8 protein-coding genes are annotated in these 12,827 nt (G+C 65.8%); 3 read left to right on the top strand and 5 right to left on the bottom strand.

What is annotated here, in order from left to right; translation table 11 throughout:
- Position 1: 1 nt before the first annotated feature.
- Complete coding sequence (locus AAC071_RS14085) at positions 2 to 1,387, top strand: glutamine synthetase family protein (protein ID WP_339833612.1); 1,386 nt, start codon at positions 2 to 4, stop codon at positions 1,385 to 1,387.
- Positions 1,388 to 1,772: 385 nt separating this feature from the next.
- Here the strand turns inward: AAC071_RS14085 and AAC071_RS14080 are convergent, their stop codons facing one another.
- Positions 1,773 to 3,596 carry an ATP-binding protein gene (locus tag AAC071_RS14080; RefSeq protein WP_339833609.1) on the bottom strand — a complete coding sequence of 608 codons (1,824 nt, stop codon included), beginning with the start codon at positions 3,594 to 3,596 and terminating at the stop codon, positions 1,773 to 1,775.
- A gap of 231 nt (positions 3,597 to 3,827) precedes the next feature.
- Positions 3,828 to 6,467 (bottom strand): aminopeptidase N, encoded by a 2,640-nt coding sequence (gene pepN / locus AAC071_RS14075; protein WP_339833606.1) that lies wholly within the window; start codon positions 6,465 to 6,467, stop codon positions 3,828 to 3,830.
- A gap of 97 nt (positions 6,468 to 6,564) precedes the next feature.
- Between pepN and AAC071_RS14070 the strand changes: the two genes are divergently transcribed.
- A complete protein-coding gene (locus AAC071_RS14070; protein ID WP_339833603.1) occupies positions 6,565 to 7,191 on the top strand; it encodes a GNAT family N-acetyltransferase in 627 nt (208 codons plus the stop codon).
- Here AAC071_RS14070 and AAC071_RS14065 read toward each other — a convergent pair.
- The 3 genes from AAC071_RS14065 to AAC071_RS14055 form a co-directional block, all read right to left on the bottom strand.
- Positions 7,188 to 7,724, bottom strand: coding sequence for a hypothetical protein (locus AAC071_RS14065; RefSeq protein ID WP_339833601.1), 537 nt, complete (start codon positions 7,722 to 7,724; stop codon positions 7,188 to 7,190). The genes AAC071_RS14070 and AAC071_RS14065 overlap by 4 nt on opposite strands.
- Before the next feature lie 82 nt (positions 7,725 to 7,806).
- Positions 7,807 to 10,941, bottom strand: a complete 3,135-nt coding sequence (locus AAC071_RS14060; protein ID WP_339833599.1) for an efflux RND transporter permease subunit — start codon at positions 10,939 to 10,941, stop codon at positions 7,807 to 7,809.
- A gap of 22 nt (positions 10,942 to 10,963) precedes the next feature.
- Positions 10,964 to 12,139, bottom strand: coding sequence for an efflux RND transporter periplasmic adaptor subunit (locus AAC071_RS14055; RefSeq protein WP_339833597.1), 1,176 nt, complete (start codon positions 12,137 to 12,139; stop codon positions 10,964 to 10,966).
- A gap of 141 nt (positions 12,140 to 12,280) precedes the next feature.
- Between AAC071_RS14055 and AAC071_RS14050 the strand changes: the two genes are divergently transcribed.
- Positions 12,281 to 12,766 carry a MarR family transcriptional regulator gene (locus tag AAC071_RS14050; protein ID WP_339833594.1) on the top strand — a complete coding sequence of 162 codons (486 nt, stop codon included), beginning with the start codon at positions 12,281 to 12,283 and terminating at the stop codon, positions 12,764 to 12,766.
- The last annotated feature ends 61 nt before the right edge of the window (positions 12,767 to 12,827 follow it).

The raw sequence follows: 12,827 nt of genomic DNA, 5'->3' as shown, positions 1-12,827 counted from the left end.
CATGAGTGACCGTCAGAAGCCCGCACCTTCGGCGTGGGCGACCTTGGGCGAGTTCAACGCCTTCCTCGCCGAGCATGGCGAGATCGACTATCTCGATGCCGTGTTCGTCGACATGTGCGGCACCGTGCGCGGCAAGCGCTTCCCCTCCGAAGAGGCGGACAAGGTGTTCGGCGATGGCGTCCAGATGCCGCAGTCGATCTATTTTTTCGATGTGACCGGCGTCAACGAGGACATCCTCGGCATGGGCTTTTCCGACGGCGACCCGGATGCGCAGTCGCATCCCGTCGCCGGGTCCATCGTGCCGGTGCCATGGGCTTCGATGAAACAGGCCCAGGTGCTGATGACGATGGTCGACGAGGACGGTTCGCCGCTCCTGCTCGAACCGCGCAATGTGCTGGCCCGCGTCGTGCAGAAGCTCGACGAGATCGGCCTCAAGGCAACCGTCGCCTGCGAGTTCGAATTCTATCTGCTCGACAAGGATATGGACCGCAAGGGCCGGCCGCAGCCGCCGGTCAATCCGGCGACCGGCGTGCGCGAGACCGCGCATGAAGTCTACGGCATCACCGAACTCGACGGCTTCATGGGCCTGTTGAAGGACATCGACGAGGCCGCCGCCGCGCAGGGCGTGCCGGCCTCGGGTGCGACGGCCGAGTTTGCGCCGGGGCAGTACGAGATCAACCTGAAGCATGAGGACGATGCCGTGCGCGCCGGCGATCACGCCGTCATGCTGCGCCATCTGATCGGCGCGCTGGCCCGCAAGCACAGCTTTCTGGCCAGCTTCATGGCCAAGCCCTTCGTCGACCAGACCGGCAACGGCATGCATGTCCATTGCTCGGTGATGGACGAGCAGGGCAACAACATCTTCAACGACGGCACCGAGGACGGCTCCGTGAAACTGCGTCACGCGATCGGCGGCCTGCAGGCGACGCTCGGCGACGCCATGGCCTTCTTCGCGCCGAACCTCAATTCCTTCCGCCGCTTCGGCCCCAATCTCTTCGTGCCGGTCAACCGCACCTGGGGCTACAACAACCGCTCGGTCGCCTTCCGCGTGCCCAACGGCTCGCCGGAATCGCGCCGCGTCGAACACCGCGTCTCGGGCGCCGATGCCAACCCCTATCTGGTGCTGGCCGCGATCCTCGCCGGCATCCATCACGGCATCGTCAACGAGATCGATCCGGGCGAACCGGCCGAAGGCAATGCCTGCGAGATCATGGATGAAGGCATCCCCTTCTTCCTGCCCAGTGCCCTGAAGCGTCTGCGCAATTCGCAGGTGATGCGTGAATATTTCGGCGACCGCTATGTCGACGTCTATGCCGAAACCAAGATGCTCGAATACGACAAGTTCCAGCGCGCCATCTCGCCGCTGGAATATGACTGGTATCTCTAGCCTGAAACAGGAATGTCACCCCGGCGCAAGCCGGGGTCCATGAGCGGTTGCGGCGTACACGGATCGTATCCTTGTCGCATCGCTCCCATCCGCAATGACGTCTGTGAACCCCATGCCGAACGCGGCCCCCGGGATCGCACCGAAAAAAGCACCTTTTACGTCTCTCTCAAACGCATCGAAAATCGCACAGAGGCGCCGGAAAGCACCTTTCAGAGCACGCAATTCGTCTCCGGAATTCGCTCACAACCGGGGATAAGTGCACTTGTCCCCCGGGGACAAGTCGGTTTGTGACAGTTTTATGACAGTTCCGTGACAGAGGGGGGGTCCGCTGTGCTTTTCGCTGCCGAAAAGGCCCCTGCGGCGCCGCTATTTGTCTGTGGACGGATTAAATCTGCGCCAGCGGCAGCGTGAAGCTGACCTTGGTGCCGACACCCTCGGTGCTTTCGATGGTCAGCGTGCCGCCATGCATCTCGACCAGCGAGCGCGACAGCGCGAGGCCAAGCCCCGTGCCCTTGTGCGACTTGGCGTGATGACTCTCGACCTGCTCGAAGGGGCGGCCGATCTTCGGCAGGGCGCTGGCCGGAATGCCGATGCCGGTATCCTCGACCGCGATCGTCGCCATGCCGTCCTGCGCGCTGCCGCGCAGGTAAATCGAACCGCCGGCCGGCGTGAACTTGATTGCATTCGAAAGTAGATTGAGCAGCACCTGCTTGACGGCCCGCTTGTCGGCTTCGAGCGCCGGCATGTCTTCGATCGCATCGACGATCTTGACGCTGGCGACTTCGGCGCGGCCCGACACGAGGCGCAGCGATTCCTCCACCACTTCCCTGATCGGCAGCCGTTGCGTCTCGAGCGTCATGCGTCCGGCTTCGATCTTCGACATGTCGAGAATGTCGTTGATCAGTTCCAGCAGATGCGCGCCGCTGGCGCGGATGTCGGTGGCATATTCCTTGTACTTCGGCGAACCGAGATCGCCGAACAGGCCCGACTCCATGATTTCCGAAAAGCCGATGATGGCGTTCAAGGGCGTCCGCAGCTCGTGACTCATATTGGCGAGGAATTCCGACTTCGAGCGGTTGGCCGTTTCGGCGCGGGTCTTTTCCGCAGCGTATTTTTCGGCGAGGTCCACCAGTTGCCGCGCCTGTTCCTGCAGCTTGCGCCGCGACGATTCGAGATCGCGCACGGTCTTTTCCAGCGCCGACTTGTTGTCGGTCAGCGCCGCTTCCTGTTCCTTGATCGCGGTGATGTCGGTGCCGACATTCACGCGCCCGCCGCTCTTGGTGCGCCGCTCGCTGATCTGCAGCCAGCGCCCGCTCGGCAGGCGGATCTCGCTGACGCTGTCGGCGCCGGCATCGGCTTCCGGCCAGACGTCGCTCAGGCCCGCCCGCGCCATCACGTCGGCGCGCGTCGCGCCGGCGCGCAGCGCCTGCTCGTCGAGATTGAGGAATTCGGCAAGCTTGCTGTTGGCCGTCACCAATCGGTTGTTGGCGTCCCACAGCACGAAGGCCTCGCCGACGCTTTCGATCGCGTCACGCAGCCGCTCATTGGCTTCCGAAACGCGCGCCTCGGCGATCTTCTGGTCGGTGATGTCGATGGTGATGCCGACCAGACGTTCGCTGCCCGACCGGCCGCCGCCCCACACCTGCCCCTTGGCATGCATCCACACCCAGCCGCCATCGGCGTGGCGCAGGCGGAATGTCGTGTCGTAGGAGCGCGAGGCGCGCTGCGCCGCATCCATGATCTCGTCGATCGCGCCTTCGTCGTCCGGATGCGCCAGCGCCTTGATCTCGGCCGGCGTCAGCCGCTTCGAAGGCTGCTTCAGGCCGACCATGTCGAACATTGCCGACGACCAGTAGACGCGATTGGTGGCGATATCCCAGTCCCAGATGCCGCAACGCGCGCCGGCAAAGGCCATGTCGAAGCGATGCTGGTTCTCGACCAGCGCGACATCCGCCTCGATCTTGCTCTCGCGCAGGCGCACCAGCATATAGGCGAGCACCATGTAGCCGCCCGACAGCAGCGCCGAGAAGATCAGCGCGCGCGACGGCCCGTCCTGAAAATAGAGCGCGACGTTGAGCGCCGCCAGCGCCAGACCCGAAATGCCGAGCGCGATGCGCGGCAGCAGGCCGGCCGGCAGCACGCGGCGGCGCGGTGCGGCAGCCTCTTCCCATTTCAGCGCTTCGGATCTCGTGGTGGTCGCGTCGGACATGCGTCGCCTTGCCCCGGTGATGCGTCTGGAAACCGGATTCGATCTGCGATCGCCGGAGGGCATCGTCCCCTCCGAATCAACCGGCCTCGAATGATGATTCGGCCTCGGAGTCTGGATGTCCATAGGCTGTGTTTACTTTTTGTTAACCGGTGCAGATCGGACTCACCCGAATCAAGGGCAAACGGGGTTAACGCCCGGTTAAGCGCCTGTGCCGCTTCGGTTCGGGCCGGCTCAGGCCAGCGTCTTGTTGGCGATCTCGTAGACGTCGCGCGACAGCCGTTCGGCCGCCGCGATCCGCTTGAGCTGCCTGGCCATCAGGTTCCGGCGCTTCGGTTCGAACTGCCGCCAGCTCTTGAAGGCGCCGAGCAGCCGCGCGGCAACCTGCGGATTGAGCGCGTCGAGTTCGAGAACCTTGTCGGCGACGAAGGCATAGCCCTTGCCGTCGGCACCGTGGAAATGCAGCTGGTTCATTGTCGCAAAGCCGCTGATCAGCGCCCGCACCTTGTTGGGATTGCGCATCGTGAAGGCGGGATGTGTCGTCAGCCGCTTCACCTCGTCGAGCGTGCCCGGCAGCGCCGACATCGCCTGGATCGACAGCCACTTGTCCATCACGAGATGGTCGTCCTTCCACTGCGCATGAAAGGCTTCGAGAGCTGCGACGCGTTCCGGACAATCGATATTGGCCAGCACCGAAAGAGCGGCGATCTGGTCGGTCATGTTGTCGGCCTGCGCAAATTGCGCTTCCGCCAGCGCCACGCCCTCGTCGCCGGGGGCTGCGGCCAGATAGGCGAGGCAGGCATTGCGCAGCGCGCGGCGGCCGGCATGCGCGGCATCGGGACTGTAGGGGCCGTCGATCTTCAGCGCGTGATAGGTGGCGAGCAATTCGTCCTTCAGCTGCGCCGCGATCGATCGGCGCAGGCCTTCGCGTGCCGCATGGATGGCGTCGACATCGACATCCTTGCCGATCGTCTGCGCCAGCGTCTGTTCGCTGGGCAGCACGATCATCTGCGCCACGAAGTCGGGATCGGTCTTCTTCGAGCCCAGCAGCCGGCGGAACGTGTCGGCCAGCGCCGTCCCCTTGCGCGCGGCGCCGCCCGTCCGGTGTGCCTCGACCATCGCAATCAGCAGGCCCGTCGCGTAACGCTGCGCGGCCTCCCAGCGGTTGAAGCTGTCGCTGTCATGCGTCATCAGGAACACGAGATCGCGTTCCTTGAGATGGGCATTGAGCTTGACCGGCGCGGTGAAGCCCCGCAGCAGCGACGGCACCGGCCGCGCCGCCACGTTGCGGAAGCGCCATGTTGCCTCCTGCGAGGTCAGGCTCAGCACCCGTGTCGTGGCGCCGGGCTTCTCTTCGCCGTCGAGCTGCAGCTTCATGTCCTTGCCGTCAGGACCGACAAGACCGACCGCGATCGGAATGTGATAGGGCGCCTTGTGCGCCTGTCCCGGTGTCGGTGCGCAGATCTGGCTGAGCTTCAGCGTATAGGTCTGCCGCGCCGCGTCGTAGCGCCCCGATGCCAGCACCTCGGGCGTGCCCGACTGCGAATACCAGCGCTTGAACTGTTCGAGGTCGAGCCCGGCGCCTTCGGCCAGCGCATCGAGGAAATTCTCCACCGTCGCCGCCTCGCCGTCATGCCGCGCGAAATAGAGGTCCATGCCCTTGCGGAAGTGCTTCGGACCGCTGAGCGTATGGATCATCCGGCAGAGCTCGGCGCCCTTTTCATAGACGGTTGCCGTGTAGAAATTGTTGATCTCGATATAGCTGTCGGGACGTACCGGATGTGCCAGCGGCCCGCCATCCTCGGTGAACTGATGCGCACGCAGCAGCCGCACGTCGGAAATCCGCTTCACCGGACGCGAACGCATGTCGCTGGTAAATTCCTGGTCGCGGAAAACCGTCAGCCCTTCCTTGAGGCAGAGCTGGAACCAGTCGCGGCAGGTGATGCGGTTGCCGGTCCAGTTGTGGAAATATTCATGCGCGATGATCGCCTCGATGGCCGCGTAGTCGGCATCGGTTGCCGTGTCGGGACGGGCGAGAATGTACTTGTCGTTGAAGACGTTGAGCCCCTTGTTCTCCATCGCCCCCATGTTGAAGGCGCTGACCGCCACGATCATGAAGATGTCGAGATCGTATTCGCGCCCGAACCTCTCCTCGTCCCATTTCATCGCCCGCTTCAGCGCTTCCATCGCATAGGCGCAGCGATCCTCGTTGCCGCGCTCGACGAAGATCCTGAGCGTCACTTCGCGCCCCGACATGGTGACGAACCTGTCTTCGACATGGGCAAGGTCGCCCGCCACCAGCGCGAACAGGTAGCTCGGCTTGGGAAACGGATCGTGCCATTCGGCGAAATGACGTCCGTCGGCAAGCTTGCCCTGCGCCACCGGATTGCCGTTCGACAGCAGAACCGGCGCGGCCTTGCGGTCGGCGATGATGCGCGTCGTGAACACCGACATCGCGTCCGGCCGGTCGAGCGAATAGGCGATGCGGCGGAAACCCTCCGCCTCGCATTGCGTGCAATAGATACCGGCCGAGAGATAGAGCCCGGTCAGCGCCGTGTTGGCTTCCGGCGCGCAACTGGTCAGCGTTTCCAGCGTGAAGGGCGCGTCGGGCACATCGAGGATCGTCAGATGTTCCGCGTCGACCTGGTAGGCATTGGGGCCCAGCTTGACGCCGTCGATCGACACCTCATGCAGTTTCAGCTTTTCGCCGTCCAGCACCAGCGGCCCCGTGCCGCCCTGCCGCCGCATCTGCAGTTGCGCGCGGACCCGCGTATCGGCGGGATCGAGTTCGATCTCGAGCCTGACCGCGTCGATCCGGAAAGCGGGCGGCGTATAGTCCTTCAGCCGGATCGGGCGGGGATCTTCGGTGCGCATGGGAATACTCGAAAAAGGGCGTGGGCCGCGAATGCCACTCTAGCATTCGCGACCGGAATGGCGGAAATAGGGCGTCGAAGCAAGGGGGAAGAGCGCCATGGATGAGGGAAATGACGCGGCGATCCGTCCGGTCCGGCCGGCCGATCTCGATGCTCTCTATGAGGTCGCGCTGAAGACCGGCGCCAACGGCGCCGACGCGACCGCGCTCCATGGCGATCCGAAGCTGATCGGTCATATCTTCGCCGCGCCCTATGCGCGGCTGGAACCGGAAAGCGCCTTCGTGGTCGAGGATGGCGAAGGGGTCGGCGGCTATATCGTCGGCACGGCCGACACGCAGGCCTTCGAGGCGCGCCTCGAAGCCGAATGGTGGCCGGCCTTGCGCGCGCGCTACGCCGCGCCCGTCACACCGCCCGAAAGCTGGAACGCCGACGAACTGCGCTGCTGGTCGATCCATCATCCGGGCCGCACGCCGGCCCGCATCGCCGGCCCGTACCCGGCGCATCTCCACATCAACCTGCTGCCGCGTCTGCAGGGCAGGGGCCTCGGCCGCCGGCTGATGGATCGCTGGCTCGAACGGATGCGCGCGCGCGGTGCCGCCGGCGCCCATCTCGGCGTCGGCACGGCCAACACACGCGGCATTGCCTTCTACCGCGCCTGTGGCTTCCGCGAACTGGAGCGCGCGAAGCCGCCGCGGCAGACGGTCTGGTTTGGAATTGAACTCTAGGCCTGCGGCCCCATGATGCTGGAAATCAGCATGTCGGCGTCGCTGGCGACCGCCATCACGTCGTCGGGCAGGTTCTCGCCATTGCTGCGCGCATAATCGGCGAGCCGCTGCAGCAGCACCATGAATTTCGGCGCTGCCGCGATCACCTTGGCCTGTAGTTCGACGCGGTCGGGCGTCAGGTCGTATTCGACGCCGGGCACGCGCCAGCCGCCGCCCTCGTGGGAACCGGTGATGACCACCGGATGCGTGCCGGGCACCGGATGGCCGGCGCATTCTTCTGCCGAGCGCCACTTGTTGGGCACCCGCACCACCTGCCAGTCCTCCATCTCGGGATCGAGATGCGACAGCGCCGAAACCTCCTCGGTCTCAAGCTCCTTGGCGGCGAATTCGCGGCCGAGCCCGACGTCGTAATGGATGCGCAGGGGCTCATCCATGTCCTTGACCCACTGGGGCACGATCCGCTCGATCACGGCCCAGGTGCCGACCGGGCGCACATAGACGCGCTGGTTTTTGTGGAACTGCGCTTTGGCCATCTGACGGGAATCCTCCGGCTCGGTTGGAGCCTTCAGTATCCGCCACGCCGGTTAGCGCCGCCTTAAGGGAATACTGCGGATTTTACTCGGCAGGCGCGCCGCCGGGACGGATCCGGGCCGAAAGCCGCCGCAAACGCTGCCCCATGCCGCCGATCCCGGCCCGTGCCTCCTCCATCAGCGTATAGGCGACCGGCACCACGACCAGCGTCAGCAGCGTCGAGGAGATCAGCCCGCCGATTACCAGAATGCCCATCGCGTTGCGGAATTCGGCCCCCTGGCTGGTCGATAGCGCCACCGGAATGAGCCCGCAGACCGTCGCGATCTGCGTCATCAGCACTGGCCGGAGACGCACCGGTCCGGCCTTGCGCGCCGCCTCGAAGGCGCTGGCGCCGGCCGTCCGCAACTGGTTGGTGTAGTCGACCAGCAGGATGCCGTTCTTCATCACCAGCCCCATCAGCGCCAGCAGGCTGATCTGGCTGAACATGGTCATTTCCTGGCCCGAGATCTTCAGCGCCACGAAGGCGCCGACAAACGACAGCGGCGCCGACAGCATGATGATGGCCGGCTGCGCGAAGCTGTTGAACTGCGAGGCCAGGATCATGTAGAGCGCGATCAGCGCCAGCATGAAGGCAAACCCGATCGCCGCGCCGGTCTCCTTCATCCGCTTCGAGCGGCCCTCGGCGCTCCAGCTGTAGCCTTGCGGCAGTTTCAGCTCTTCGAGATAGCGTTCGATCTCGGCCGAGGCCGGCCCCAGCGCCGCGCCTTCCGGATTGTTGGCCAGCAGCGCGATGCGCCGCGCCCGGTTCTGCCGCTCGATCTGCGCCGGTCCGCTGTCGATGTTGAAGCGCGCCACATTGGGCATGTCGATCAACTGCCCGTTGGCCGCCCGCACCTGGATCATCGAGAGCTTCGAAATGTCGTCGCGCTGCGCTTCGCCGAGCCGCACCCGCACGTCGTAGCGCTGGCCGAATTCCTCGAACGAGCCGGCCTTGACGCCGCCCACCGTCGTTCTCAGCGTTTCCGCCAGCGTCCGCACCGAGACGCCGAGATCGGCCGCGCGCCGCCGGTCGATCTCGACCTGCACCTCCGGCTTGCCGGAATCGTAGCTGGTCTTGACGTCGGCAAAGAGCGGACTGGCCCGCATCCGGCCGGTCACTTCGTTGGCTTGGGCCTCCAGCACCGCGAGATCGGGCCCCTGCAGCACATACATCATCGCGAATTCCGAGAACCCGCCGCCCGAAATCCACGGCACGTCGGAGAGCGAGACATGCTTGGCGTCCGGCGCGGCCGCCAGCATCGCCACGCGCACCCGGTCCATGATCGGAATGAAGCTTTCGTCGCGCGCATCCTTGGCCGTCAGTCCGACATGGAAGAACGCCTTGTTGACGCTTTTCTGCGCGTCCGAGCCGATGGTGAAGAACACGGTCTCGACCTCGCCGACGCTGCGGATGGCCTGGGCGACGCGCGTGGCCGCGCCGCGCGTCTCCTCCAGCCCGGCACCGAAGGGCAGTTCGACGCTCGCCAGGAACTCGGCCCGGTCGGCGCGCGAGTCGAAGGCCATCGGCAGCGTCCGCGCCACCATCACCCCGGCGACGACGGCCACCACCGCGCCCAGCATCACCGCCCAGCGCGCGCCGAGCGCCCGGTCGAGCAGCCGCCCGTAGAAGCGGTCGAGGCCCGCATAGCCATTGTCGAAGAAGCGCGCCACGCGGCCATAGGTCGAGGGATCGGTGTCCTGCCGCTTCAGCACTTTCGAACACAGCATCGGCGTCAGCGTCAGCGACACCAGCAGCGACACCAGAACGGAGAAGGTGATCGCAAGCCCGTACTGGAAGAAGAAGCGTCCGACCACGCCGCTCATGAAGGCGATCGGAATGAAGACGGCGCAGATCGAGAAGGTGGCGGCCAGCACCGCCAGCCCGACTTCCCTGGTGCCCTCGGCCGCGGCGCGGACCGGCGACAATCCGCTTTCGAGCTTGCGATAGATGCTCTCCAGCACCACGATCGCGTCGTCGACCAGCAGCCCGACCGCCAGCGACAGCGCCATCAGCGTCATCATGTTGATGGTGAAATCCATCACATAGAAGGCAAAGAAGGTCGAGATCAGCGCCGTCGGCATGGCGACCGCGACGATCGCGGTGGCCCGCACCGACAGCAGGAAGGCCAGCGTCACCAGCACCACCAGCACGATGCCGAGCTGGATGTCGACAAAGACGTCGGCCGCCGACCCCTCGATGAAGACCGCCGTGTCCCGCGCGATCCGCATTTCGAGCCCGGCTGGTGCGCTCTTCGCGATCTCGGCGACGGCCTCGCGCACCGCGCGCGCCACTTCCACCGTGTTGCGGCCCGACTGCTTGCGCACATCGAGCGAGACGCCGCGCCGCCCGTTGAGTTCGGCATAGGAACGCTCGTCGGCCATACCGTCCTCGACCTGCGCCACGTCGCCGATGGTCGTCGGCGCGCCGTCGCGCCGGAAGGCGACGACGATGCTGCGGAAGTCGGGAACGCTCGACACCTCGCCCTTGGTCTTGACCGGGAATTCGGCCTTGAGGCCCGGCGTCTCGAGCCGCCCGCCGGGAATTTCGGCATGTTCGCGCCTGAGCGCGCTGGTCACGTCTTCGGCCGTCACGCCATAGGCGCGCATCTTGACCGCGTCGAGCCAGATCCGGATCTCGCGGTCGCGTCCGCCGACCAGCTCGATCGAGCCGACGCCCGATATCCGCTGCAGCTGCTCCTTGACCACCTTGTCGGCGAAATGCGTCAGGGCGCGGATCGGCATGTCGCCGGCAATCATGATTGACATGATCGCCTGTGCGTCGGGATCGACCTTCTGCACGATCGACTGTTCGGCCTCGGGCGGAATATTGGCGCGGGCCAGCGAAACCTTGTCGCGCACATCCTGCGCCTTGACGTCGACATTCTCGTTGAGGTCGTACTGGATGACGACCTGGGAAAGCCCCTCGGCGCTGGTCGAGGACAGCGTCTCGATGCCCGAGATCGTGTTGACCTGCTCCTCGATCGGATCGGTCACGTCGCTTTCGACGCCTTCGGGCGAGGCGCCTTCGAGCACCGTCGTCACCGACACCACCGGGAACTCGACCTTGGGGAACAGATCGACGCCGACCCGCCCCAGCGAGATCCAGCCCAGCACCACCAGCGCGCCGATGACCATGACCGCAAAGACCGGGCGGCGGATCGAAACGTCGGAAATCCACATCGGCTCTCTCCCGCGGCTCTCGTTAGGGGGTGGCGCTGTCCGGCGCGCCGGCCGCGACCTGGCCGGGCTCGGCCTCGATCCGCACCCGCAGGCTGTCGGCCAGCAGCGGCGCATTGGGTCCGCCCAGCACCCGGTCGCCTTCGGCAAGCCCCGACAGCACTTCGACCGATTGCGCATCGATCTGGCGCACGTTGACGCTGACCCGACGCGCAATGCCGTCCTGCGCCACGAAGACATGCCGGTCGGTCTCCGCGCCATAGAGCATGCGCCGGTCGAGCGCCAGCCCCTGGCGCGGTTCGGGATAGATCTCGGCCCGCGCGAACAGCCCCGGCTTGACCGTGTAGTCCTCGTTGCGGATCGGCAGCCGGAGTTCGACCGAACGCGTCACCGGATCGACATAGTCGTTGAGGATCGCCACATAGCTGTCGAAGCTCCGCTCGATGCCGTCGATGAAGACGCGGCCCTTGGTCCCGACCGCGATCTTCGAAAGATGGATTTCGGGCACGGTCACGATCGCCGCCACGATGTCGATCTTCATGATCTGAAGCACACCCCCGCCGCCGGCATCGCCCATGCCGCCCATGCCGCCCATCCGCGTCGCCATGAACTTGCCTTCGTCGACATCGCGCCGCGTGATGACGCCGTCGAACGGTGCAGTGACGACCGAATCCGTCAGCATCTGCGTTGCGCCGGCAAGCTGCGCCTCGGCGATGCCGAGCCTTGCCTGCGAGGCGTCGCGCGCGGCGCGCGCATCGTCGAGCCGCCCGTCGGCGACGAAGCCCTTGGCGTGAAGTTCGCGTGCGCGCGAGAAGGCAAGGCCGGTATTGCGCAGATCGGCCTTGGCCAGTTGCACCTGGTTTTCGAGTTCGGTCACCTTGAGGCGCAGTTCGACGTCGCGCGTGCGGAATAGCGGCTGGCCTTCGCTCACCCGGTCGCCGACCCGCACCATGATCTCCTCGATGATGCCGTCGACCCGCGGCCCCAGCGTCGTCGTCTTGTGCGCGGCGATGGTGCCGGTGCCGGTGATCGGCTCGGCCAGTTCGCGCAAGCCGACCGTGCTGGCAAAGACGCCGATCGCGCCGGCCTGCGGATCGGCCGCTTCCTCCTGGGCCTCCTCGCCGCAGGCGGCAAGCGCCAGCACCAGCAGCCCGGCCGCCATCGGCCGCCACAGGGAGGAAAACGCGAATCCGGCAGACATCGGCAGGCCTCTCGCTGGCATGACGCCGCGTACCGGACGGGCAGGGAGCCCGGCCGGCACGGCGCCGCAAAATCGTATGGAAGGTTATCGTATCGTTGGTTACGATATCGGGGAAGCGAAATCGCAAGGGAACCCGCGCCGATGGCCGGAGGAACCGGACAGCAGGCAGACCGGCAGGGCGTCCGCCCGGACGAGGCTTTCGGCTGGCTACATCACGATGTCTACCGCCTCTTCCGCAAGGCCTGGGCGCGCCGTCTCGCCACCTCCGGCACCGGCATCAATCCGGCCAAGTCGCGCATCCTGGCCGAACTGCGCCGACGCGACGGCCTGACCCAGACCGAACTGGCCGAAGCGGTCGAAATGGAAAAGGCGCCGCTCGGCCGCCTGCTCGACGCGCTGGAAGCGCAGGGCCTGGTCGAACGTCGCAACGACCCGGCCGACCGCCGCGTCCGCCGCGTCCATGTCACGCCGCTGATCGAGGAACTGACGGGCGATCTCTGGCAGGCCGCCTTCGGCATGTTCGACACCGCGGTCCGGGGTTTCAGCCCGGCCGAATATGCGCAACTGATGGAATTCCTCGAGCGCATCAAGGCCAATCTGCAGGATGCCGAGGGCCTGGACGCCTGAACGGCCCCCGTCGCCCTGAAACTTGCCCGTCGCCCTGAAACTTGCCCGTCGCCCTGAAACT

The organism is uncultured Parvibaculum sp., assembly GCF_963975745.1.
Classification (GTDB): Bacteria; Pseudomonadota; Alphaproteobacteria; order Parvibaculales; family Parvibaculaceae; genus Parvibaculum.
This window is presented reverse-complemented; position numbering and strand designations above follow the sequence as displayed.

Excerpts from the sequence above, each read along its gene's own strand:
- AAC071_RS14085 (WP_339833612.1), top strand. The coding sequence starts at position 2 with ATGAGTGACCGTCAGAAGCCCGCACCTTCGGCGTGGGCGACCTTGGGC.
- AAC071_RS14080 (WP_339833609.1), bottom strand. The coding sequence starts at position 3,596 with ATGTCCGACGCGACCACCACGAGATCCGAAGCGCTGAAATGGGAAGAG.
- pepN (WP_339833606.1), bottom strand. The coding sequence starts at position 6,467 with ATGCGCACCGAAGATCCCCGCCCGATCCGGCTGAAGGACTATACGCCG.
- AAC071_RS14070 (WP_339833603.1), top strand. The coding sequence starts at position 6,565 with ATGGATGAGGGAAATGACGCGGCGATCCGTCCGGTCCGGCCGGCCGAT.
- AAC071_RS14065 (WP_339833601.1), bottom strand. The coding sequence starts at position 7,724 with ATGGCCAAAGCGCAGTTCCACAAAAACCAGCGCGTCTATGTGCGCCCG.
- AAC071_RS14060 (WP_339833599.1), bottom strand. The coding sequence starts at position 10,941 with ATGTGGATTTCCGACGTTTCGATCCGCCGCCCGGTCTTTGCGGTCATG.
- AAC071_RS14055 (WP_339833597.1), bottom strand. The coding sequence starts at position 12,139 with ATGTCTGCCGGATTCGCGTTTTCCTCCCTGTGGCGGCCGATGGCGGCC.
- AAC071_RS14050 (WP_339833594.1), top strand. The coding sequence starts at position 12,281 with ATGGCCGGAGGAACCGGACAGCAGGCAGACCGGCAGGGCGTCCGCCCG.